The 22,446-nt window shown below is 42.7% G+C and carries 23 protein-coding genes; 7 read left to right on the forward strand and 16 right to left on the reverse strand.

Annotated features, from left to right (window positions below; all coding sequences use genetic code 11):
- Positions 1-2 precede the first annotated feature (2 nt).
- A complete protein-coding gene (locus ABFX33_RS05710; RefSeq protein WP_346084777.1) occupies positions 3-1,043 on the forward strand; it encodes a sensor histidine kinase in 1,041 nt (346 codons plus the stop codon).
- A gap of 6 nt (positions 1,044-1,049) precedes the next feature.
- Positions 1,050-1,778, forward strand: a complete 729-nt coding sequence (locus ABFX33_RS05715) for a LytR/AlgR family response regulator transcription factor (RefSeq protein WP_346084779.1) — start codon at positions 1,050-1,052, stop codon at positions 1,776-1,778.
- Here ABFX33_RS05715 and ABFX33_RS05720 read toward each other — a convergent pair.
- The 4 genes from ABFX33_RS05720 to ABFX33_RS26690 all read right to left on the reverse strand — a co-directional run bounded on the left by ABFX33_RS05720 (position 1,775) and on the right by ABFX33_RS26690 (position 4,708).
- Entirely contained in the window at positions 1,775-2,686 is a 912-nt protein-coding gene (locus ABFX33_RS05720; RefSeq protein ID WP_346084781.1) for a DUF6268 family outer membrane beta-barrel protein, read from the reverse strand. The genes ABFX33_RS05715 and ABFX33_RS05720 overlap by 4 nt on opposite strands.
- A 256-nt stretch (positions 2,687-2,942) precedes the next feature.
- A complete protein-coding gene (locus ABFX33_RS05725; RefSeq protein WP_346084782.1) occupies positions 2,943-3,890 on the reverse strand; it encodes a hypothetical protein in 948 nt (315 codons plus the stop codon).
- Positions 3,891-3,942: 52 nt separating this feature from the next.
- Complete coding sequence (locus ABFX33_RS05730; protein ID WP_346084784.1) at positions 3,943-4,344, reverse strand: hypothetical protein; 402 nt, start codon at positions 4,342-4,344, stop codon at positions 3,943-3,945.
- 175 nt (positions 4,345-4,519) lie between these two features.
- Positions 4,520-4,708: a response regulator transcription factor gene (locus ABFX33_RS26690; RefSeq protein ID WP_373564535.1), complete on the reverse strand. Its 189-nt coding sequence runs from the start codon at positions 4,706-4,708 to the stop codon at positions 4,520-4,522.
- Positions 4,709-4,807: 99 nt separating this feature from the next.
- Here ABFX33_RS26690 and ABFX33_RS05735 point away from each other — a divergent pair, with 99 nt between their 5' ends.
- The 4 genes from ABFX33_RS05735 to arsB all read left to right on the forward strand — a co-directional run bounded on the left by ABFX33_RS05735 (position 4,808) and on the right by arsB (position 7,375).
- On the forward strand, positions 4,808-5,140 hold the full coding sequence (locus ABFX33_RS05735) for an ArsR/SmtB family transcription factor (protein ID WP_346084785.1): 333 nt from the start codon (positions 4,808-4,810) through the stop codon (positions 5,138-5,140).
- 69 nt (positions 5,141-5,209) lie between these two features.
- Positions 5,210-5,683, forward strand: coding sequence for a DUF6428 family protein (locus tag ABFX33_RS05740; protein WP_346084787.1), 474 nt, complete (start codon positions 5,210-5,212; stop codon positions 5,681-5,683).
- Between the two features lie 21 nt (positions 5,684-5,704).
- The gene (locus ABFX33_RS05745; RefSeq protein WP_346084789.1) at positions 5,705-6,319 is read left to right on the forward strand and encodes a protein-tyrosine-phosphatase; all 615 of its coding nucleotides are present in this window, start codon (positions 5,705-5,707) and stop codon (positions 6,317-6,319) included.
- A gap of 3 nt (positions 6,320-6,322) precedes the next feature.
- Entirely contained in the window at positions 6,323-7,375 is a 1,053-nt protein-coding gene (gene arsB / locus ABFX33_RS05750) for an ACR3 family arsenite efflux transporter (RefSeq protein ID WP_346084790.1), read from the forward strand.
- Between the two features lie 161 nt (positions 7,376-7,536).
- Here the strand turns inward: arsB and ABFX33_RS05755 are convergent, their stop codons facing one another.
- Complete coding sequence (locus tag ABFX33_RS05755; protein WP_346085465.1) at positions 7,537-7,845, reverse strand: peroxiredoxin family protein; 309 nt, start codon at positions 7,843-7,845, stop codon at positions 7,537-7,539.
- A gap of 133 nt (positions 7,846-7,978) precedes the next feature.
- On the opposite strand from ABFX33_RS05755, the gene ABFX33_RS05760 reads away from it, so the two are divergent.
- Entirely contained in the window at positions 7,979-8,605 is a 627-nt protein-coding gene (locus ABFX33_RS05760) for a hypothetical protein (RefSeq protein WP_346084792.1), read from the forward strand.
- A 99-nt stretch (positions 8,606-8,704) separates the two neighbouring features.
- On the opposite strand, the gene ABFX33_RS05765 is transcribed toward ABFX33_RS05760, so the two are convergent.
- From ABFX33_RS05765 to ABFX33_RS05815, 11 genes are all read right to left on the reverse strand, one after another.
- Positions 8,705-9,571, reverse strand: a complete 867-nt coding sequence (locus tag ABFX33_RS05765) for a helix-turn-helix domain-containing protein (protein WP_346084794.1) — start codon at positions 9,569-9,571, stop codon at positions 8,705-8,707.
- A 42-nt stretch (positions 9,572-9,613) separates the two neighbouring features.
- Positions 9,614-10,000 carry a hypothetical protein gene (locus ABFX33_RS05770; RefSeq protein ID WP_257088631.1) on the reverse strand — a complete coding sequence of 129 codons (387 nt, stop codon included), beginning with the start codon at positions 9,998-10,000 and terminating at the stop codon, positions 9,614-9,616.
- Positions 10,001-10,017: 17 nt separating this feature from the next.
- Positions 10,018-10,512 carry a c-type cytochrome gene (locus ABFX33_RS05775; RefSeq protein ID WP_346084796.1) on the reverse strand — a complete coding sequence of 165 codons (495 nt, stop codon included), beginning with the start codon at positions 10,510-10,512 and terminating at the stop codon, positions 10,018-10,020.
- A gap of 197 nt (positions 10,513-10,709) precedes the next feature.
- On the reverse strand, positions 10,710-11,087 hold the full coding sequence (locus ABFX33_RS05780) for a hypothetical protein (RefSeq protein ID WP_120258647.1): 378 nt from the start codon (positions 11,085-11,087) through the stop codon (positions 10,710-10,712).
- A gap of 194 nt (positions 11,088-11,281) precedes the next feature.
- Positions 11,282-12,136: an SMP-30/gluconolactonase/LRE family protein gene (locus tag ABFX33_RS05785; protein ID WP_346084797.1), complete on the reverse strand. Its 855-nt coding sequence runs from the start codon at positions 12,134-12,136 to the stop codon at positions 11,282-11,284.
- A gap of 41 nt (positions 12,137-12,177) precedes the next feature.
- Positions 12,178-12,969 carry an SDR family NAD(P)-dependent oxidoreductase gene (locus tag ABFX33_RS05790; RefSeq protein WP_346084799.1) on the reverse strand — a complete coding sequence of 264 codons (792 nt, stop codon included), beginning with the start codon at positions 12,967-12,969 and terminating at the stop codon, positions 12,178-12,180.
- Positions 12,970-12,982: 13 nt separating this feature from the next.
- The gene (locus ABFX33_RS05795) at positions 12,983-14,149 is read right to left on the reverse strand and encodes a mandelate racemase/muconate lactonizing enzyme family protein (protein WP_346084801.1); all 1,167 of its coding nucleotides are present in this window, start codon (positions 14,147-14,149) and stop codon (positions 12,983-12,985) included.
- 12 nt (positions 14,150-14,161) lie between these two features.
- Positions 14,162-17,068: a glycoside hydrolase family 2 protein gene (locus ABFX33_RS05800; RefSeq protein WP_346084802.1), complete on the reverse strand. Its 2,907-nt coding sequence runs from the start codon at positions 17,066-17,068 to the stop codon at positions 14,162-14,164.
- Positions 17,055-17,762 (reverse strand): RraA family protein, encoded by a 708-nt coding sequence (locus ABFX33_RS05805; RefSeq protein ID WP_120258652.1) that lies wholly within the window; start codon positions 17,760-17,762, stop codon positions 17,055-17,057. Before ABFX33_RS05805 ends, ABFX33_RS05800 begins: the two co-directional genes overlap by 14 nt.
- 22 nt (positions 17,763-17,784) lie before the next feature.
- On the reverse strand, positions 17,785-19,416 hold the full coding sequence (locus ABFX33_RS05810; protein WP_120258653.1) for a sodium:solute symporter family transporter: 1,632 nt from the start codon (positions 19,414-19,416) through the stop codon (positions 17,785-17,787).
- A 10-nt stretch (positions 19,417-19,426) separates the two neighbouring features.
- Positions 19,427-22,396 carry a glycoside hydrolase family 2 protein gene (locus ABFX33_RS05815; protein ID WP_346084804.1) on the reverse strand — a complete coding sequence of 990 codons (2,970 nt, stop codon included), beginning with the start codon at positions 22,394-22,396 and terminating at the stop codon, positions 19,427-19,429.
- Positions 22,397-22,446 lie beyond the last annotated feature (50 nt).

Here is a 22,446-nt window from a genome sequence, read left to right on the forward strand (position 1 = left end):
CCATGTTTCTCAAAAAAAACTATCTCCATCGGCACCTGTTTCTCACGCTCTTCTGGCTTGTCCTCTGGTTTGCCCTGTGGATACAAGTGAAGCAGGATATGGACACAGGCAGCGCACTGATCCATAGCTCATTAGTGATGATCTGTTCCATCAGTATCTCACAGTTCCTGAGTGACAGCATCTTACCAAAAGCCATTAAGACACAAAAAATGAAGCCCTTTGTTTTCAAAGCTATCTTTTTCGTCCTTATTTTAGCGTTGCTGATCAGTGTGGTGGATGTTTATTTTATTATGCATAGCCAGGTGTTATCAGAGGATGAGCGAAACACACTTTTATTTGTTCAATGCTATAAATCTATTCCTTCTTCCTTGCTGATCAATGGCACAGCCTGTGGTATCCGTTTTTATCAGGAACATGCCAATATTCAACAAGACCATAGCCAGTTGCAGCAGAACTTTCTGGAAAGCCAGCTCAAAATTTTACAGGATCAGGTCAATCCACACTTTATGTTCAATGTCTTGAACCATATCCATATCCTGATGAAAAAGAATGTTGATATGGCTGATTTCTTACTGCTAAAATTCTCAGATATCCTACGCTACCAGCTCTATGAATGCAACCAATCATTTGTGCTGCTGAGCCGTGAGCTGCAATATTTACAGAACTTTATCACGATTGAACAGATGCGTTGGGGAGACGAACTGGAGGTTGACTGCAGCTGGTCACAGTCAACAGAAGATCTCCATATTGCACCACTGATGCTCATCTGTTTTGTGGAAAATGCCTTCAAACATGTGGATCGACTTCCGAACCAAAAAGGCAAAATCAGCGTCAACTGCGCTGAGAAAGACGGCTATTTCCAATTTCATATCAAAAATAGCTATCAGACCTATCCCCTGCAGGCATCAACAAGACACTCTGGTATTGGCTTGGAAAATGTCAAAAAGAGGCTGGAACTGCAGTATGAAAATCAGTACAGCTTAACCATTGACAAGCAAGACGACAGTTTTTGCATCGACCTGACAATCAATCTTAACTGCTAAACGACTATGGAACAAACAAAGATGAAATGCATCATCGTGGACGATGAACCCCTGCTACGGCAGCATATTGCCGAAATGACCGAACAGGTTGATTTTCTTGAGCTCGTCGCAACTTTTCCTTCAGCCCTAGCGGCAGCCTCCAGATTGCAACAAGGCGATATTGACCTTATTTTTTTGGATATCAATATGCCTTATCTTAATGGTATTGATTTTTTGGAATCACTTGAAAATCCTCCCCTGTGTATATTCATTACAGCCTATTCGGAGTATGCCCTGGAAGGATTCCGTCTTCAGGCGGTGGATTATCTCCTGAAACCTATTGTATTCCAGCGGTTTTTTCAGGCAGCAACAAAAGCCTTTCAGCAATTTGTACAGCGCAATAAATCGACACAAGAGCCTGTTGCCAATGATACCATGCTTTTTGTCCGGCAAGGTGATGCCTTCGTCAAAATTTCCTGGACAGATATCCTCTATGCCGAAAGCATGCAGAATTACACCAAGCTCCATTTTAAAGAACGGACCCTCACCATCCACCAGACCATGCTTGCATTGGAAGAGGCTTTACCGGATAGCCATTTTTTCCGTATCCACAAATCTTATCTGGTCAATGTCAATCATATTGATATTATCTCAGGTGGAAGGGTTTACATTCGGGAACAGGAATTACCCATCTCCCGTACAAAAAGAGAAGAGCTTCTCCAAAACGTGGTTTTTAAGAAGCTCCTTAGCCGTTAATAGGGCATATTCCATTTAAATCCTACCGAAGTATAGAAGGTCGGTGAAAAGCGGGGATCGGCCTGCTTCTTATCCTTGAAGAAACTCTTTAAGGACCGGTCGTTTTCAACATACATCCGGGCAAGTGTGCTGCCCCCCGTTAGCTGCAATTTAAGATTCTTACCGAGGTTGAATTGGGGTTGCAGACCGGCCGTTAACAACATAAATCCGCCGAGTGTAGACTTCCCATTCTTTTCACGTTCAGCCGTCATACCATCCAGGTTGACTACTGCGCGAAGATCCATAAACTTGTTGACCTGGTAAGCTGCGGCAAGCCCCTGAGGGAAATTCACATTGAACTTAACCTTACCATTAGTCTTCCAGTCAAAATACAGTCCCGGCAGAATCATCGGTACACCAAAGCTATTGCTCAATACCGGACCAAATCCAAAGGCAAGATTCGGCTTAAACCGTTTGATAAAAAGAACTCCCCCCTGCCCCAGGACATCCTTGCCATTGACTTTGACCAGATCCGAATAGATACCGACCGAGGCAAAAGTCAATAGCGACCAGTTTTTCTTTAAAGAAGTCAAGTATTGCAGTCCGATTTCGGCATTCAACATTTCAGTCGGAAAAAGCTGTTGTTCATAATCGCGATTTTGCATCTTTGCGTAAGCAGCCCCCATTTTCCATGACCAGCGTTTGATATTGCCCAAGGAATCAACTTTGGTCGACAAAGGTATTTCAAGATTAAATTGTATCCTTTTGAAATCACTTTTAGAACCAGTCTTTACGCTATCTTCTGGTCGGATATAGTTTGACAGTGGGACATAATCGACAATTACCTGTCCGGATACTGCATTTTGAGCATGTGCTGTCAGCGTCGCTAAGCTGCTGAACAAGATGGCACATAGAATTTGTTTCTTCATGTTTTTTTCTGCAAAGGAAGGCCTCGATCCCCAGAAGCGGTAAACATTTTGACGTACCGCTGCTTTCCATTGACCAAATGCAAAGCTATTGCGATCTCAAAAAAAGCAGAAGCCTTTTTCGGATCATAAAAGGTTGTTTACGGATTGTAAACAATTCTATTTTCTTAGTCATCCATGGTCTATTGGTACTATCCATCCAGATTTAAAATTGATAACCATTCAGTTTAGAGGATGAACTGTTATCTTCTTTTTTACATTAGCAAGGAGACCACCAATGTATAGATTGCGCTTTACCATCTTTAAAGTACATTTTGATATGGCCATCCAAAATCCCTTCGTTGTCTTGCAGCAATGTGATTAGCCACAATTTCCCCGCTTTATCCATTTCCTGCCGTTCACGCACAGCTGTTGGGAAAAGCCGTTTCATATCTTGCATCGTTGTATTGGCATCTATCCGTATCCCATTGTAAGTAATGAAATTTCCATTCAAAAACCAGAATTCTTCTACTGCCACCCTATCTCCACTGGTTTCAAAGCGTGAACCACTTTTATATAGGTATTTATCATCTGGAGCTTCGGTATCAAAAATGGTGACGCAGGGAGATTCATCTTTCAGCAACCGTATACTATCGGGCCGACCGAAAACTTTTTCAAAATCACTTCGGGTAAAAAACCTATCCAGCTTACCGTTAAACTTGATATCTTCATCTAACATGACATCCCATAATGTATGCCCCTTGCTCGATTTGGTCATGGCTGTTGTGGAACTGCATAACTTGGAAAGATCATGTTCTTGCGCAATACGCCTGTCATATCGCAAGATTAGGGGATTATCGGGGTCGTTTGTTATATCTAAAAGTTGTCTGGTTTTCTGATGAAATTCCAACCAGCCCACGGCGTGTTCTACCAATCTTTTTTCTAATGGGTTTTCCGAAATATCATTAATAACATACAACTTGATCGTCAGCTTTTCAGGGCCTAGGTAAGCCACTGCGGCCTGAACAAGCGTATCACCAAATTGACTAAATGCGATTGCATTGCTTGACTTCACCAATTGCGTTACAACTTGTTCACAAGAAACAGTATTATTTTTCGGAACGATAATTTTCGCATCAACAGTATCGGTTTTCTGCTGTGCCTTGTTGGTCGACTGTCCCTGGCATGAAAAAAGGACTAATACAAAAAAGACAGCTATTCTTGACATATTATTTAGTTCGTTTTGGACAGGGCATCTATTTCCCTGCGGATCTTTATTTCTATTTGGTCGTACGTTTAAAAATTCTTGTTTCGACAGTTCCAGTTTTCACCATATTTCCTGTTTCATCCCATATAATCGATTTTGCCCTTACATTCAATTTCCCTTTTATAACCTCCATTTCCAGCGCGTCATTAAGGCCCTGCTTGGCTGGGATAAACAAGACCTTTCCTTTTAATTGGGCCCGAAAAGTTCTTGGCGGAGCCTCACCGCTGCCAATGTCTTTAAAACTTGCATAATCCTTACCCGGTTCAAACCAGATCACCACAGTATTGGTCTGGAATCGGGTCTCATATCCCCAGGTACCCGTAAAAGTAGATTTTATACGATCGGGAATTTCGGTGGTCTGTGCCCCCGAACGGCCGATAAAAAGAATGAATATAATCCATAAAATAGGTCTCATCTATCGTTAATGGCTAAATTAAATTTGTTTACGCAGGTATTTTTAGCATAAGATCAATCCTGAAGCCAATTTCGGCTTATGTATAATCTTATCGTAGAATACCATTTTGGCGCCCTAATCAAAGTAACCTCAACAATTTTATTGCCAAAAAGTGTGCAATGCAAATTATTGAATATCAATCATACCAACCCCCATTCGATGCGTTTACGCACAAATTCGCCAACACTTTTGGTTTCCGTTTTCTGAACAGATTTTTCTGGTGAGTACGCACCCTGTCAGGGGAGATAAAAAGCTTTTTTGCAATCTGTGGACTGGAGTTTCCTTTAGCCACCAAAGCCAGGATTTCCATATCACGCTTGGTCAATAGTGGAATAGCACATTTCGACTCTCGATAAACAAATGGAACCGCCCATATTTGGATATTTAAAATTATTATCGTAATATTGCGATATAATAAGACAAGATGGGACTTACAAAGACAGAAATTTTCGCTGATGAACAGAATAAACTGGCTGTAGCATTTAAGGTTTTAGGACACCCCGCACGTATAGCTATCCTTCAATATATTATTGACAAGAAAGCATGCATCTGTAATGATCTGGTTGATGAACTAGGGCTAGCACAGGCAACTATTTCCCAACACCTTAAGGAATTAAAAAATACAGAAATAATACAGGGGACAATTGAGGGAAAATCTGTTTGTTACTGCATTAATGAAGCAGTCTGGAAACAAATGCAACAGGAATTCAACGCATTTTTCAATCAGGACGTAAACATTTCAAGTTGCTGTAAGTAACTTTTTTTGAGTGAATACATCGTAATATTGCAATATATAGTTTTTAATAAATAATAAAATTAGTCCTTTATGAAATTATCAGAAATCAAAGAAATTTTAGCAACATTGGATCATGTTGATTTTCAGTTGGAAAATGGCACATTTGTTCCTGAACACTTCCATGTCACCGAAGTAGGTCAGATCACAAAAAATTTCATTGACTGTGGTGGTGTTATCCGTCAGGAGAAAGTGGTCAACTTCCAGCTCTGGAATGCGGATGATTATGAGCACCGTCTAAAACCAGGCAAACTATTACATATCATCAATTTGTCTGAAGAGAAATTGGGGATCGAAGATGGGGAAATTGAAGTGGAATACCAGAGCGGTACGATCGGCAAATACGATCTTGACTTCAATGGTAAAACCTTTGTCCTGAAAAACAAGACCACAGCCTGCCTTGCCCAGGACGCTTGTGGTGTACCATCAGAAAAGTTGAAAATAAATCTTTCTGCGTTGCCAGTTAGCGGATCCTCTTGCTGTACGCCAGGTTCAGGCTGTTGTTAATCATTTAAATTCCTCCGCAGCATGTATCAGAAAATAAAAGAAATCATCAGCACAATTATCAGCAGACAGCACTTGTCTGAGGAGCGTAGGGCAGTATTGAATCCCTTGATTCAATTTATTCAGGACAAAGTTGATCGTGGACAGCCGATCAACCTCAATTTCATCTGTACCCACAATTCCCGTAGAAGTCATTTATCTCAGCTTTGGGCGCAGGTGGCGGCATCCTTCCATCATATTCCAGCGGTCAACTGCTACTCAGGAGGTACGGAAGAGACCGCATTATTTCCTAAGATTGCAGAAACATTGGTTTCACAGGGGTTTGAGGTTTTTAAGATCGCTGACACAGATAATCCGATCTATGCAATAAAATATGGCGACAATGACCCAGCGGTTATTGGCTTTTCAAAAAAATACGACAGTCCGTTCAACCCAATCTCTGGCTTTGCTGCAATCATGACCTGCTCGCAGGCAGATGACGGATGCCCTTTTATTCCCGGTGCTGAAAAAAGGATACCGATTACTTTTGAAGATCCCAAGATTTCAGATGGTACACCCGAACAGACAGCAGTGTATACAGAACGTAGTTTAGAAATTGCGGCCGAAATGTGTTATGTCTTTTCAAATATTAAAATTTAACCCATGCAATCGAAATTAAAATTTCTTGACCGTTACCTCACCTTATGGATTTTTCTAGCCATGGTTCTTGGTATTTCTTTGGGTAATTTTTTTCCCACTTCTGCACGATGGATCAATAGCTATAGCAGTGGAACAACAAATATTCCGCTTGCCGTCGGGTTGATTCTCATGATGTACCCGCCATTGGCCAAGGTACGTTATGCGCAGATTGGAAAGGTTTTCCGAAACCTAAAAGTCCTTAGCACCTCCCTGGTCCTCAATTGGATAATAGGACCGGTTTTAATGTTTGTATTGGCACTTTTATTTCTGAACGGATATCCTGAATATATGACCGGATTGATCCTGATCGGACTTGCTCGCTGCATTGCAATGGTTGTCGTATGGAATGAACTCGCAGATGGTAATAGAGAATATGCCGCCGGATTAATTGCGTTGAACAGTATCTTCCAGGTCTTACTCTATAGTTTATATGCATACTTTTTTATTACTGTTTTACCCCCACTTTTTGGTGTGACCGGACTTTCCGTGAACATTTCCATTGCTGAAATCGCAAAAAGCGTTGCTATTTACCTGGGAATACCCTTTCTCGCCGGAGTTCTGACTAGATATGGACTGATCGCCTTAAAAGGTGAAAATTGGTTTCAGAACCGTTTTATACCCTTGGTCTCCCCGATTACTTTGATAGCGTTGCTCTTTACCATTGTGGTGATGTTTAGTCTCAAAGGCGAGATGATCTTACAGTTACCTTTGGATGTATTGCGTATAGCTGTCCCATTGCTGATTTATTTTGCATTGATGTTCACAATCAGTTTTTTTGCTGGCAAAAGGGTCGGTGCCGATTACTCACAAAGTACAGCCATTGCTTTTACGGCTGCAGGCAATAATTTTGAATTGGCTATTGCAGTCGCAATTGGCGTATTCGGCATCAATAGCGGGCAGGCTTTTGTCGGAGTGATTGGTCCACTAGTCGAGGTTCCCGCATTGATAGCACTGGTCAACCTCGCATTTTGGTTCCGAAAAAAATACGTTATAAAAGAACTTTCTACTCAAGTATAACTTTATAAGAAATTCCAAGCCATGTCAAAAAACATGGCTTTTTTTAAGGTATACTAAAAGGATATACACTTGGCATATAAAGTTTTCTTAGCTACATGTTTTCCCCCTCAGTCGCTTACACAGAAGTATTTTCAAAAATTCCACTTGTGCAAAGACATTGCCTAGCCTCCCAATTCTTTGGACAAATAAATTTCAATCTCTTCTAATGAGGCTTTTTTATTTACAATATTCCCTTTCTTATCGATCAGTACAGCCGTTGGAAAAAGTCTAATATACATTTCAGAGGTTTTGACCGCATTTTCATCGAGATATTGCATCCATGGAAGTTGCTGTTCTAGGATTACTTTCTTCCAATTTTTAACACGCATGGTCCGGTCTGTCGATACGCCGATAATTTCGAAACCTCTGTCTTTGTACTTGCTATAGAGGTCAATCAGTTTTGGAAAAGCAGCAATACAAGGTTTACAGATCTAGCACAAATTATTCAAAGGTGAAATTCGCCATTACATCGATAAAAATTAATTTGCTGTAGCATAAAGCACAGTCAAATCGTTCTTCCTGAAAGATTTAACAACATCATTTTACAAACCATTATATTAAGCCATGAAGTACATTTACCTACTAATTACCCTATTTATCTTTTCTGCCTGTTCGAAAGAAAAGGGATATGGTCGCTTTAACCTAAGAGATGGACAAGAGGTCGAGCTTTTGGTCAGTCACCATTATGGTGCTATTAACGATGCCCCCTTGTTATTACCACAAAAAGAATCAGCGGAGCTGCCTCTTTCAAATTTTAAAGATAGGGAGCCCGGATATAATTATAAAATAAAGGCCAAGATGGTCGCTTACAATGGCCCTGAACTGATGGATGGTGGCCCATCCGACGGTCTTCAATTTATTAAAATTATCAGTCGGGAGAAATATACAGGCAACGATTCTTTTGAAATATCGCTTATACACTCATTTATACCTGGACCGCCCCAAATCATACTTTGGAAAGAAGAAGATAAGTATCTTATCAACATTGGAACAAAGATCCAACTCAGCTACGCCGATAAAAAGGTTGGAGATCAACTGGAGGAAATCTGGCAGTACAATCATAAAAGATTGACTGATTATAGTTTGGTTTCCTTACCCCTTAAATGGAAATCCATTCAAGCGACTGTCACACATGACCCCAAAAATTTTGGAAAGGCTTACCTTGTATCCAATATCAAGCTGGTCGAATAAGATGACATGTTAAGAAAAACAATTCGGACAGTAGGCGAATGTGCTAAATGCGAGCCTACTGCCGAATCTGAGGTTGCCGCTTCTTACTGCCTTTACTATCTATTGGGTTTTCCTAAATTCCTCAGGGCTCTGCCCTTTCTTGGCCTTAAAAAATGTGATAAAATAAGGTACATTGTCAAAACCTAGTTCAATGGCTATTTCCCTTACCGTTTTAAACGTATGATAGAGCAGGCGTTCCGCCTCCAATATGATCCGATTCCGGATCAATGCACCACAACTTACCGCTCTCTTTTCACGGCAAATGCGGTTGAGATGATTGACTGACATATTCAGTCTTTCGGCATAGAAAGACGGGAATCGCTTCTCTCGATAATTTTCGTCCACCAAAGTCTCGAAAGTCATTATCCGTTCTTCCTTTTCGTCCATCTGCACAGCGCCAATATTTTTTGTAATCCGATGCCCCAATAGCTGTAGCAAACTAAGCAGCTGATTGCGCAACAGCTCCTTTGAGACTAATTTTGCTGTACGATATTCCGTCTGCATCAGCTCCATCAGGTGGCTACATCTTTCGATGTCATCACTGCTTAATACAAAGCCGTTCATCCGGTTACATTTTAAATAGTTAAAGTAGTGCGCCCCCTCCTTATCGTAGCTCTGCATAAAAAAGGCTTCTGTAAAAAGGATGATACTTCCTTCGACAGGTATATTATGCAGGAAGCTACAGACACAATCGGCGCTGATGCTCAGCATATCATGCCTGCCCATGGTATACATTCTTTTATCTGCCACCATCGTCAGGCCACCACTCTTAATCAGCAAAACACTATAGTATGAATGCGCGTGCAATTTCTTTTGTTGAACTTTGACTTGTAAATATTCGGCAATAGGCATAATAACAATCCCATTGGAAGCCGAATCAATATTTGTTAGTCTTAAAAAATCTAGTTTTTCTTTTCGTATTACCATTATCTTATTCTTTTTCTTCAATAAAAAATTTAAAGGGAATGGTTATACGATTGGAGGTTTAAAAATCCGGTCAAAGATCCCCTGACACAAGGGTTTATCTTCCGTTAGCGGATGAGTTATTCTTAAAATTCGGGTAAAGGGTTGCTGCCGGGTCAGCTCTTGAACAAGCTGTACAAACAGCGGTATCTCAGCACTTTTCACTTTGATCAGCACATCACTGGCCTCTTTTTCTTCCACTGTTTTCTCACTCAGGTAGCAGAAGCCCTTACAGGTAGCCGCAGGTTCATAGCGATAGACACATAGCTGCTGCTCAATATAATCCCGATTGCATTCAAAGCCAATAAATACCCACAATAGATTGGTTGCCTGTAGGCAAAGAGCCCAGGCCATCAACAGACAGAAAAGTCCTTTCAGCTTGTAGGATTTCATCGATATAGATTATTTCTTTATTTCGTTGCGCTATTCCGTTCGCGGAGGTACTCCAAAATTGCGCGCGCATCTTCCTGTTGCATCCCCAGACTGATCATAGGTGACGCAAACTCCTTGCTCAGTGCTTTTGCATCAGGATCTTTTTCAAGCATTGTTGCCGGATCGAGCATCATATTCATGATCCATTCCGGTGTACGGCGTTTGATGACACCGTCCAATGACGGACCAACCAAGGTACGATCAAAACCATGACACATGGCACATTTGGAGACAAATAACTCTACCCCCCTATTTGCGAGCTGTGCATCAAAGGGTTTGTGCTCAAAAGATGTAACAGGACCTACCCCTTTGGCTCCTTCGGTTTTATAGTCCAACATTTCAGTTGCTGGAGATGCCGCTGCAGGCTCAGTAGCTTTGCCGGTTGATACCTTTTTCTTATCCCCATTGTCCGCACAGGCAAGCAGAACGATAAAGCCAAAACAGACAAGGATTATTGTGATTCTATTTTTCATTATTCTCTTTTTCTAATTGTTTAAAACAGTATATAGTATTCCCTTGTACTATACCTTCAGCTGATAGAAGATTTGATAGCCAATCCCATTAGCCTAATCCAACTGGATCAATAATGCAAAAGGGGGGAAATATGTGCAAATTGGACCGTTTACATAAAACGCCAATCATTACATCCGATAAATTCGTTAAAAAGGTATTAGACGAGTGGAGGGTGGAAAATAGAAAAGATGGGGCGGTAAGCATAATCTTCTTTCAGTTCTGCAAAAGCCAGTTTAATATAAGCTCCCCCAGATGAAGAACTGTCAAAGGTAAAATTCAGGGCATTGTTGATAAAAACAACATCGATGATGCGAGTCTCAAGTTTTTTCTGCTCCTTTTCTTCATGTTCACGCATCTTTTTCATCAATATACATTGTCCTCTACAGGATAGCGCCTTTTCATTAAAGCGATTGATACATTCATTTTTGGCAATATAGTCTCTATTGAGTTCAAAAACAGTCCATACCCATACTGTGGAGAAGCTCTGGAGGAGCATCAATGGCAGTAAGATCCATATGAATTGTTTCGCTTTCATGAATTGACAGTATCGCAAATATAATAATTGTTGTCATTGGAGGTGCAATAATTTTAGAAGTAACAACAAACTACTAGTCTATTGTAATTAAAGTGAGGCAATAAATGTATTTTTTAGGGCCAGTGCTTTCGAGCTTGAATTGTGCTCATACAATTAGGTAAAGTGGACTTGTAGGTTCAACTCCTATTCAGAGATCAGTTTTTAAAATGGAATACTTTTCCACTGTCGGGATATACCTCCAGTTGAGCATCGTCCAAGCCTTCCCTTGCGGTGGTAATAAAGAGATCCATTCCCGTAGGTCCTCCGAAACAACAGGAAGTTACATGTGGTGCATTTACATGCACTCTATCCAATAGTTCTCCTGTTTCGATGTGCCACTTATAAACACCAAAGCCGTTCCAATGTGCCACCCATAAATGGCCATCAGGCCCCATACACATACCATCTGGCATGCCAAGTTTATCAGGCACACGTACCAATGTATGGTATGCTTTTGAGAGGCCCGCTGTTTTATCCCAGGTAAACCGTCGGATTTCCCGTGTATGGGTATCGATAAAATAAAAAAAACGGCCATTGGCAGACCATACGATCCCATTCGGGATAGTCACCGCAGGAATAATGGTCTCCAAAATACCATCTCGAAAGCACAGCAGCTTTCCCTGATTTGGCAAAGCTTTCATATGCATTGTTCCGATCCAAAAATTACCAGCTGGATCAATCCCACCGTCATTGGTTCGAATTTGACCATTACAGGTGTCCAAGGGTGCGACGATTGACAAGTCCTGATCTTCCTTGGTCCAAATTGCCAGCCCTTCCTGCATGGCAATGAGAAATCTGCCGCCATCTTCTTCCAAAGGAACAATCTTACTGACATAGCCAGGGAGTTCCCAGAAAGTCGAAACGTTGTTCTCCAAATTATACTGATGAATATGCTTTTGCAAGATATCCACCCAATACAAACTTTGATCATGCTTATTCCACAAAATGCCTTCGCCGAGCAGACTTTTCGTTTCTAGCAATACCTGCGCTGTTTTTACATTTCTTTCCATAGCTATTACGCTTCAAGCTTCCCTATCGATGTACCTATTTCTTAATCTTCTTGCATTAAAGCATTTCTACCCCCATCAATGAGATAGGTAGTTCCACTCGCAAAAGAAGCGTAAGTACTGGAAAGAAATACACACCAACCACCGATCTCTTCGGCTGTACCAAGTCGTTTAACAGGATGTCTATCGATAGTTTTTTGTCGCTCCTGCTCAGCGTCCGGAAATGAATCGAACCATTTTTGATTTCCAGGGGTATCAATAAATCCCGGAGCGAGCCCTACCGTACGGATCGCCGGTCCCCATTCAACAGCCATGGCCCTAACGAGTGAAAGAAGCGCTCCTTTGCTTACGTTATAAGGAAAGCAACCTGGTATGGAGGCATAAGCATGGTTAGAAGCCATGACAATAATCACCCCAGGCGAAGCTTGGGCCAACAATGGTTTTAATGCCCTTGCCAGCAACCAATGTGATGCCAGGTTTAAGCTATTATTGCGATTCCAATCTACTAGCGTACACTCATCCAAGCCTTTGAACATATTCTGCCCAGCATTAGAAACCAGTATATCCAGACGACCATACTCCTGTTGAAGGAGCACAGCCAATTCCTGAATAGCAGCCTCATTGGACACATCAGTCGCATAATAAAATGCACGCCGCTGAAAGGGCTCCATTTTCGCAAAAAATGAAGCCACTGTCGGATCATCAACACTTAATTCGGCACAGGCTATAACGGTCGCACCTGCCGCTGCAAATTGTAGACTCGCTCCCAGCCCAATGCCCGAAATTCCGCCTGTGATCAGGACAACCTTGTCCGTTAAATCAATTGTAAATGCCATCTACTACTAAAATTTACACGTAAAAACCTGGTCTAGGTTCCAATACCCCAGGATGCTTAAGCATTTCTTCTTCGATCAAGTCTACACCTAATCCCGGTCTCTCACTCAATATCAAATGACCATTCTTCACCATATCCTTAATTGGATGATCGATAACTTCATCCCTCCAGGGAACATCGTTGAACATAAATTCCTGTCTAAAAAAGTTTGGTACTGATGCACACACATGAGCACTTGCCAAGGTTGAAAGTGGCCCGTTGGGGTTATGTGGTGCCAACAATACATTGTAGGCTTCCATCATCGTTGCCATCCGCTTCATTTCCGAAGGCCCGCCACATCGCGTAATATCAGGCATCATAATATCACAGATATTTTTTTCCAGTACCGGTCGGATTCCATGTCTTGTGTAATGTCTTTCTCCGACACAGATCGACACGTTGGAAGGTATGCGTTCACGCATAGCACGCAGGTTGTCCGCATTTTCGGGGCCCGCAGGCTCCTCGTACCAGGTAATATTGAGTTCAGAAAGACGTTGCGCCATCTGTACAGCGACACGATAATTGAGCATAGCATGTGTTTCGATCATGATATCAAAATTGGGTCCAACTCCATCACGAACCGCTTTACTCACCTCAAACGCCAAGTCCTGCTGCTCGGCAGTCAAAGTTAGGTTAGCCGCCAGATCTTCCCCATACAGATAGTTTGTATGTGCAAATGGGTCAAACTTTAAGCCTGTAAAACCAGCTTCTTTGACCGCTTGCGCTTGTCGAGCATAATCTTGGGGATTATGTCCACCACCAGTAAACCAATAGTTGGCATACAACAGGATCTCTTTACGGAAAGCACCGCCCAACAGTTCATAACAAGGTACACCAAGCACCTTGCCTTTCAAATCCAATAGAGCCATGTCAATACCCGAAATCGCACACATGCTAGCACCATAAGGTCCAATCCAATTGAGATCGCGGTAGAGTTTGGTCCAGATAAAATCTGTTTTCATCGGATCCAGACCAATAATGCGCTGCCCCACATGCTTTGCAGCCTCAAACACAATGGGACTGCCGGGCCAGTTGGTCGCTTCCCCTACCCCAGTATGCCCCGTATCGGTATAAATCTTGACTAAAGTCCAATTATATTTTACGCCTTCAACCAGCCAGACTTTAACATCTATAATCTTCATTGTTCTACTATTTTAATTTATCTTAAGAATAATCTGTCCACTTAACTTATCGCCTTTTTTTAGCTTTTTACGCCCGTAGCTGTGCGGTGATCCATAAAAAGGCTCCGAGCCATTATTCGAATAATCTGCTATCAACCATTGTATCTGCTGATCCTGTTTCCAGGCCCGCGCATGCTGCTGGCCATTCGACAACACCTTTACCGTTGCCGCAGGGCTACGCAAGCTAGCCCAGTAAATATTTCCTTTGGTCGACCTAAAGTCGTTCGATCCCAATATATTGGCATCATCTTTCCAATCTTTTGCCTGTGGCTTACCATGCTCTTCTACTTCATACAACGGTACGGCATGCAATACAGCCTCGCCTTCATTGCGTCCGATATGATTGGCAGGATAAGTGGAAAATGATCCCTTTCGTGACCAAGCCAATTTATCGTAGGATAAAGGTAATTCTAGCATCAGACCGGCCTGATAAAGATCTATTTCCTGCTCCCGTTGATAAAACATTTCGTATTCTACACGCAGAAGACCGTTCTTAAGGAAAACAAAAATTTGTTTTCCTGTGCCATTCTGATACCGCAGGTCCATGCGAACACTTATACTGTCTCCTGTCTGACTGGCTTCTATAGCATCCGCAAATAAAGTATACTGCTCGTACTGCTTCAATGGCGCAATGTTATTTTGATACGTCTCTCCAGCAACATTTGGCTTACCGCCATCTTCCGCATTTGCTTCGATGAGCGCTACGGCCGGTCCCTTCGTCAGAATCAGTTCACCATTTTTGCGCACAGCAAGCAGTTTACCATAGGTTCTGCTAAATGTATAATCCAGATTTCCTTGTTTTACATAAATATACGCTGAATCTTGTTTCAGTTGTAACGCTGTCTCCAAAAACTGTTCTTGATTTTTTCGGCCTTTCTGAAACAGCTCATTTTCGACCTCATTGCCTTGATTATCTGTTGCAATAATCTGCAATGCGTTGTACCCGCTTGGAATTGGCAAGGTTACCTGTCCACCTTTACGAGGTCCGATAGCAGCTTTGAACGGAAATTGTTTTCCATCGACAATGGCTACAAATTTAATTTGATCAAGTGAAAGAAAATCATACCTATTTTCAATTTCGATAACGACTTTACTACCTTTAGTAACCGGTTTACCGATTTTGATGGGCGAATAAGCCTTTTTCATGCCAAAGTACTCCGGTTTCGGTCTGCGCCATCCATCGATTGGCCCCCAAGGCCCATAACCCACAATACGTCCATCTGGGAGGTGAAAAGTATCATCAATACCACTCCATATAGCACCCCCCAAGTTGGCTGAATGCTTATAGATAGAATCTACAAAAGTTACCAAAGGTGCATTATAAGCCTCACGAATACCAGGATCGGTCAATAATTCACGTCTATTATAGGTAGACAAATGGGCGTATTCACCAAATAAAGTCGGTCTTGTCATGGTATCTGTTGCCTTAGGTCCGTTAATACCGGGATAGTGGTAATTGGCGATATCCGCTTTGCTTCCGCCATTGTTAAATCCACCCCAGGTCTGATCATGGAAACTCGTCGGGCGCGTTGGATCCAAGGCTTTTATACGCGAATTAACCTCGGCCCATAAGGGGCTCCAATGCGATTCATTGCCCAGAGACCAAAATAATACCGAGGGATGATTGCGGTTGCTCAGCACATTATCGATATTTGCGCCAAGTAGGACAGGCAAGAAACGCTTGTCTTTATAATCCCATTTGCGCCAGATTGGTGAGGCATGATGCTGGATCCAGCTCAAAGCGGCCTCGCTCTCCACATACATACCCAATTCGTCTGCTGCATTCAAAAATTCCTCTGATGGAGGGTAGTGCGACGTGCGAATATAATTGACATTCGCCTGTTTGAATAAAAGCACATCCTGTCGATCTATTTCTGGATTTGAAGCCCTCCCGTTCAATGGATGTACAGCATGCCTATTCACCCCTCTCAACTTGACCGGTTTACCATTCACCATCAGCTGATTTTTGACGACTTCAATTTCACGGAATCCGACCTTTTGTTTATTGCTCTGTATCGCCTTACCATCCACAATCAATGCCGTTTCCAACACATAGAGGTAAGGTGTCTCGGCCGACCATTGCTTCGGTTTTTTTACCACTAATAGACTTTCGATCTGTTTATGGCTCCCTACTCCAAGCTGAATCTTGTCGGAGGATTTTTGAAGGACCGTTTTGCCGTCGGCATCTCGGAGTACGTAGCGCAATTGGACCTGCTGCTTCTGGTTCGAGCCATTTTGCACCAGACCAGCAAGTTTAAGCATTGCATGGACATATTTTGAATCGAAATCTGTTACGGCCTGTGCATCCGAAATATGTACCTTAGGCAGGGTAAACAAAGTCGCTTTGCGCAGAATTCCACCCACGGTATGTGCCGCATATTGAGAAACACAGGAGAGAATATCACTGATGGTGTTTGCCTGAATTTCTACAGTCAGTTTATTTTTACCCTTCTTCACTTTTCCGGTCAGGTCGACCTGAAAAGCAACAAATCCCCCTTCATGTTCACCAACCAACTGATCGTTAACTTTCACAAGCGCATGCGAACTGACCCCGTCAAAGCGAATATATACCGGATTACCTTCCCAATCGTCGGGCATATCAAATGAACGTTCATACACTGCCGTCTCACCCGCAGCGACATGCTGGCCTTGCATTTCCCATTCTCCCGGTACCTGAATGGCCACGGGTTTAGCGTCGGCCACTCTAAAATTCCATTGTCCATTCAAAAGAATGCGACTAGTTGTAGTCGTGGACAATTGATCAGGCAATGGCGTCAAAAATTGTCCGCCTTGTTGCGCAGATAGATTTCCTAAGCTGGAACAGGTCAACAGTAGAACCAACCAGCTTCCTTTGGATAATTTGAACTTACATAATTCCATATTTTTCAAATGCTTCTTTGGCAGCCATGCCTTCCATCACTTTGTTTAATACTACTTTTTCTGCTCTCGCTTTCTCGAATGCCCGAGCGAAAACCTCCTGTTCATGTGCACGTGGAACTACGCAGACTCCATCAATGTCGCCGATCAACATATCGCCATCTTTGATCAGGACATTCCCAAAACGGATTGGCACGCGCCAGTCTATCACCTTTCCGCGCGGTGCCTGGTCCTGCGCATAACAGCCCATGGAAAAACAAGGAAAATCCAACGCCAAGATCCCGACGGTGTCTCTTGAGTAACCATTGACTATCGCCCCATGCGCACCCAATGCTTTTGCTCTTGCACTCATAATTTCACCCCAAAGTGCATAGTCTGGTGAGGAGCCACTGCAAATATAAATTTCTCCCGGGCCTAAATCATCCAAGGCTTCAAGCATAAAACCAAATGCTTTTGACAGCACCGGATTTTTCGATTGCTCCTCAGCATTCCCGCAGACATCGGCCTCCAATACCGTCATTGCTCTGCCTATTAAAAACAGATCGGATTTTAACGGTCTTATATTCGGTGGTAGAAATTGATGAAACAATCCCATTTTGTCCATCACATCCCCAATGACAGCTGTAAAAAGTTCCTTACGGATCAGCTCAAAGAGCTCCGCATCATTTGCCCATTCCACCAGATAGTTTTCTTTCATTTTTTATATCAATTAAATCATGTTACCACAAAAAGACATACAGGGCTACCAATACGCCCAGGATGAATAAACTCACTAATTTGAAACCACTGGAGGTCACAAAAAGAGTTCTATTCACGATTACTGTATCATTACGATAGTTTCGATTGCCCAGCAGGCTCACCAATACCATTGTTGCCACCGTACATATAAACACCACAAGAATCCGATTCATAAAGGGGCTTTCATCTAACCAGAAATTTTTAAAAAGCAAAGAATAGGCAAATGTAGCAATGGCGCCAGCAAAGGCTGCGTTAGGTGTTGTCCACGTTGTAAAGATACCCATCAGAAAAATCGCCAATACGCCTGGTGTGATAAAACCTGTAAATTCCTGAATAAACTGAAAACCCTGATCCAGATGCTGCAATAGCGGAGCCAAGGAAGCACCAATGACCAAGGCGATCAGTACAGTTACTTTGCCCAGCTTCACCAAAGCTGTATCGCTCACGGCATCGCCTTTTATATTCTTATAAATATCCAAAGACACAATCGTTGCTATACTATTAACCTTTCCAGCCAGTGAGGCCACGATAGCAGCCGTTAAAGCTGCAAAAGCCAATCCTTTGAAGCCCGTCGGTAAAATCGAGAGTAGCAGCGGATAAGCTTTGTCCGGCTTCACCGTACTCCCCTCAAGCATACCTTGTGCAAAATTTAGGTTAGAACCTTCGTTGTATAAATAGTATGCGGCAATGCCGGGCAGCACTACAATCAAGGGCATAAACAGCTTCATAACGGCTGCAAACAACATCCCATTTTGGGCTGTTTTTAAATTTTTGGCTCCCAGTGCACGCTGGGTAATATATTGATTACATCCCCAATACGATAGATTGATGACCCACATGCCGCCCAATAGAACCGACCATCCAGGCAGATCCATATAAGCATCGGTACCATCGGGTTTTATCATCTGTCCTTTTTCGATAAAAAGATGAAAATGCTGTGGCACCTCCGTTTTCAAGATAAGGAGTCCGTCCAGCCAATGTCCCATGCCCTTTGTATGCGCCACGAGATTCAAGGCAATATAAGTTGTCGTAAGTCCACCAATAATCAATAACACAACCTGAATCACATCAGTATAACCAATCACCTTCATCCCGCCTAAAGCGATAATCAAGGCCAATACCGCCAACAGCCAAACAGCTACAAACATGGGAATCCCCGCAATGGACTGAATGGCCAAACCACCCAGATAAAGTATCGAGGTCAAATTGACAAAGACATAGACCAAGACCCAGAATACAGCCATCACCATACTCACCCGCGGATCGAAACGCTTACGCAGAAACCCAGGCATGGTAAAAATCTTATTCTTCAGATAAATGGGTAAAAACACGACCGCCACAATAATTAGTCCGATAGCAGCCATCCATTCATAGGATGCAATGGCCAGTCCCAGTGCAAAACCCGACCCCGACATCCCTATAAATTGCTCTGCAGAGATATTCGAAGCAATAATAGAAGCCCCGATTGCCCACCAGCTTAAGGAACCTTCCGCCAGAAAATAGTCGTGCGTTAGTGAACCCGAACTGTGTTTACGTCGATAAATGTAATAGCCATAGCCGCCGACAACAATAAAATACAGCAGATAAATGATTTGATCAATCCAAGCAAACATAGTGATATCATTAGAATTTTAATGTGATAGATCCCTGACAGGGTGAAGCTTCCAAGGTCTTGCAATAATTGCCCCAAGCAATTTCAGGATAATCCCATTTGTTGTTTACATACAAAACCAGTTGCTCATTTTCCAGGCGATCCATACGGCAAGCATTGTCTGCTTGCGGAGAAACCACATGCATCAGGTTCTTTGCGCCACTACCCATAGCGTAGTAGTATATATTCTCTTTCATTCCCTTCGCCTGCTGTGTTAGTGGATGCTGACTACGCGCTCCTTTATCGGCCCAATAGTAATAGTTGTGCGTATCCATGTACCACGACTGTTTGGGTTCTTGACCGTATGGCGTCTTATCTACATAAGACAAGCTTGCTGTTCCTTCATTACCCGCAAATGATTCTTGGGGATAATCGTTCCAATAACCATTTCTGCTCCAGGTAATACGATCGAGTTCATTGCTGAGATAATACTTTAGTCCAATTTCACGCAGGTAGCCATTGGGCTCACCCTGGGTATGGTATAAAGTCTTCATTTCTCCTTTACCATCGATAGTCAGATCAAACTGAATGGATAAACTGCCATTTTTTCCCACAATCGATACCAGGGCCAAATTGTCTTTGATGCGTACATCCAATTTGTTCAATTGCCAATTTTTATCTTCGAGCAGGTATTTGCTTGCACTTTTGCGTACTTCTGCACCGGTCAGGTGGTTGAGGTTGATGTCCATATTTAAGAAAGGACCTTTTTGGATCACCACTTTACCATCGATCAGCGCATTTTCGATCAAGCCTGTTATTTTTGAAACCGGAAAGGTGAAATTCCTTCCCGTGATCAGGTAACGATTAGGCTCTTCAACAAGTTGTAGACCTCCATTTTGAGTCGATTCAGGTATTCTGACCTGATGCTCACCCAAGAAATAACGGTAGCTATCCAGCAGCATCCCTTTGCTATCCACAAAGCGCAAAGTCAGTTGCTCCCCCTGTTGCCAGGCTAAACCCGGTAGCTGAATATATCCTTTCTCATGCGGAGCAATATCGGGTAATGCCAATGTATAGGTCTTCCCCTCATAGGTGTATTGCAGTTTAACTTCCTGGAGCGAAGTATGATCAAATCGATTGTATACGGGGATCGCCAGTGGCTGAAAGCGAGCAAAATCAGGTATTATCTTTCCTTTCAACGTAACTAATACAGGAGACTGCGCTTTTTTTGTTGACCAAAATTCAGGTTTCTTGCGCCGCCAGACATCGACGATCCCCCATTCACCGTAGCCTACCGCCTGTCCCTGAAAATCTTCAGGTTTGGCGGTACGGGAAAATTCCTTCCAAAAAGCAGTTCCCTTCTTCAGCTGCTGTGGAATCATAAATACCTCATCCACATAGCCCCATATTGCACCGCCAAGCCCACCTTGCTTCGGAAACAACCCACCCCACATCATGTCCATGGAGATACCCCAAAATTCACGGATATTCGGATCATCCTGTAAGGTTTTATACGTATAACATGCCGGATGAGCCCATTCATCAAATAAAGCTGGGATGCCATGTCCCTCAAAGTTACGCGTGGTCTTGCCATACTGTGTCAAGTTACCATACACGTCCTGATAGTGCATGCTCAGGATTTCATAAATCTTAGGTTCGGTGGTTTGCGAGCCCGGATAACTCCAGATGATAGGCCTTGTGGGATCCGCCTGTTTCACAAAATCGTGGCTTTTTTTAAAATTATCGCCATAGATTGATTCATTTCCAATGGACCAGAATAGCACAGCGGGATGGCTTTTAAAGGTATTGACCATCTCGCGCGATTGGCTCAAGTATTGGTCCGTCTTTTTCGGATCATTTTGCGAGTTGCCCGGGGCATAGTTTTTTTGTCTATACGTATCCACAAAACAGATCGCAGTCTCTACTTCCACATAAATACCGTATTGGTTGCAATATTCGACGAAACGCTCCGTAGGTGGATAGTGCGAAGTACGAACGAAATTGATATTTGCTTCTTTAAACAATTGAACGTCTAGGCTATCATAGTAAGCCGAAGCACTGCGTCCTAAGGTCGGGTGCATATCGTGCCGATTGGCTCCACGTAGCTTTACAGGTTTGCCGTTTACCATAAGCTGATCTTTGACCACTTGTACTTCGCGGAAACCGACCGATTTATGAAAGGCATACGTAGCGCTCCCCTGCTCTTTCACTTCCACATCCAACCGATAAAGATTTGGATGTTCGGCATCCCATTTTAGTGGTGCAGCTACACGCAACACATGGCTGTTGGCACCATCTACAATTGGTTTTTCAGGATTATCCAAGACAGTACTTTTGCCGTTTGGATCAGTCAATGTATACTTAATCGTAGCTCCTTTGGCCGCAAAACCGCCAAAATCCAATTTTAGCTGAGCGTCTGTATATGACGTATCAAAGGCTGTTTCAAGGTTAAAGTCGGTCACAGGATGTGTAGCAGTTGCAAATAAGGTAACATCCCGTAAGATTCCACCTACCGGATGATGTGCATAACCAGATGCGTACGAAATATCATCCAGTTGATCCTGTACTTCCAGCTCGATTTCATTTTGCTTTCCGAAGATCACATAGGGTGTAATATCTACTTCCCAACGTGTAAATCCACCATGATGGCTTGTCACCGCTTTACCATTGATGCTCAGTTTGGCAAAGCTATATACACCATCAAAACGGATAATCGTCTTTTTGCCCTTATACTGACTGGGTACTAAAAATTTGCGTCTATAAAAAAATGATTGGTCGTGTTGAATACCATAGCCCTGCATGACAGCTTCCCCGGGAACCTGAATATTTTCCCAGTTCGAACTACGGTCAAATTTGAAATTCCATTGGCCATTTAAGGATAGTACAGGAGCTTTCAGACCAGTCACTTTGGCCGGCAACTGATAAGCTGCCTGCTGCGCCATTGCCAAACTCCCCATTACCCCCAACAAGGCCAACAATACCATTTTTTTTAGTTTTTTCATATCATAATAGGTTGTAATTCCACCCGATTCAAACGCAATACGACGTTGTT

This window comes from Sphingobacterium ginsenosidimutans, from assembly GCF_039536865.1.
Lineage (GTDB): Bacteria > Bacteroidota > Bacteroidia > Sphingobacteriales > Sphingobacteriaceae > Sphingobacterium > Sphingobacterium detergens.

What these genes read in the sequence shown, in the direction of transcription:
- ABFX33_RS05710 (WP_346084777.1), top strand. Translation starts at nt 3, where the DNA reads ATGTTTCTCAAAAAAAACTATCTCCATCGGCACCTGTTTCTCACGCTC.
- ABFX33_RS05715 (WP_346084779.1), top strand. Translation starts at nt 1,050, where the DNA reads ATGGAACAAACAAAGATGAAATGCATCATCGTGGACGATGAACCCCTG.
- ABFX33_RS05720 (WP_346084781.1), bottom strand. Translation starts at nt 2,686, where the DNA reads ATGAAGAAACAAATTCTATGTGCCATCTTGTTCAGCAGCTTAGCGACG.
- ABFX33_RS05725 (WP_346084782.1), bottom strand. Translation starts at nt 3,890, where the DNA reads ATGTCAAGAATAGCTGTCTTTTTTGTATTAGTCCTTTTTTCATGCCAG.
- ABFX33_RS05730 (WP_346084784.1), bottom strand. Translation starts at nt 4,344, where the DNA reads ATGAGACCTATTTTATGGATTATATTCATTCTTTTTATCGGCCGTTCG.
- ABFX33_RS05735 (WP_346084785.1), top strand. Translation starts at nt 4,808, where the DNA reads ATGGGACTTACAAAGACAGAAATTTTCGCTGATGAACAGAATAAACTG.
- ABFX33_RS05740 (WP_346084787.1), top strand. Translation starts at nt 5,210, where the DNA reads ATGAAATTATCAGAAATCAAAGAAATTTTAGCAACATTGGATCATGTT.
- ABFX33_RS05745 (WP_346084789.1), top strand. Translation starts at nt 5,705, where the DNA reads ATGTATCAGAAAATAAAAGAAATCATCAGCACAATTATCAGCAGACAG.
- arsB (WP_346084790.1), top strand. Translation starts at nt 6,323, where the DNA reads ATGCAATCGAAATTAAAATTTCTTGACCGTTACCTCACCTTATGGATT.
- ABFX33_RS05760 (WP_346084792.1), top strand. Translation starts at nt 7,979, where the DNA reads ATGAAGTACATTTACCTACTAATTACCCTATTTATCTTTTCTGCCTGT.
- ABFX33_RS05765 (WP_346084794.1), bottom strand. Translation starts at nt 9,571, where the DNA reads ATGGTAATACGAAAAGAAAAACTAGATTTTTTAAGACTAACAAATATT.
- ABFX33_RS05770 (WP_257088631.1), bottom strand. Translation starts at nt 10,000, where the DNA reads ATGAAATCCTACAAGCTGAAAGGACTTTTCTGTCTGTTGATGGCCTGG.
- ABFX33_RS05775 (WP_346084796.1), bottom strand. Translation starts at nt 10,512, where the DNA reads ATGAAAAATAGAATCACAATAATCCTTGTCTGTTTTGGCTTTATCGTT.
- ABFX33_RS05780 (WP_120258647.1), bottom strand. Translation starts at nt 11,087, where the DNA reads ATGAAAGCGAAACAATTCATATGGATCTTACTGCCATTGATGCTCCTC.
- ABFX33_RS05785 (WP_346084797.1), bottom strand. Translation starts at nt 12,136, where the DNA reads ATGGAAAGAAATGTAAAAACAGCGCAGGTATTGCTAGAAACGAAAAGT.
- ABFX33_RS05790 (WP_346084799.1), bottom strand. Translation starts at nt 12,969, where the DNA reads ATGGCATTTACAATTGATTTAACGGACAAGGTTGTCCTGATCACAGGC.
- ABFX33_RS05795 (WP_346084801.1), bottom strand. Translation starts at nt 14,149, where the DNA reads ATGAAGATTATAGATGTTAAAGTCTGGCTGGTTGAAGGCGTAAAATAT.
- ABFX33_RS05800 (WP_346084802.1), bottom strand. Translation starts at nt 17,068, where the DNA reads ATGGAATTATGTAAGTTCAAATTATCCAAAGGAAGCTGGTTGGTTCTA.
- ABFX33_RS05805 (WP_120258652.1), bottom strand. Translation starts at nt 17,762, where the DNA reads ATGAAAGAAAACTATCTGGTGGAATGGGCAAATGATGCGGAGCTCTTT.
- ABFX33_RS05810 (WP_120258653.1), bottom strand. Translation starts at nt 19,416, where the DNA reads ATGTTTGCTTGGATTGATCAAATCATTTATCTGCTGTATTTTATTGTT.
- ABFX33_RS05815 (WP_346084804.1), bottom strand. Translation starts at nt 22,396, where the DNA reads ATGAAAAAACTAAAAAAAATGGTATTGTTGGCCTTGTTGGGGGTAATG.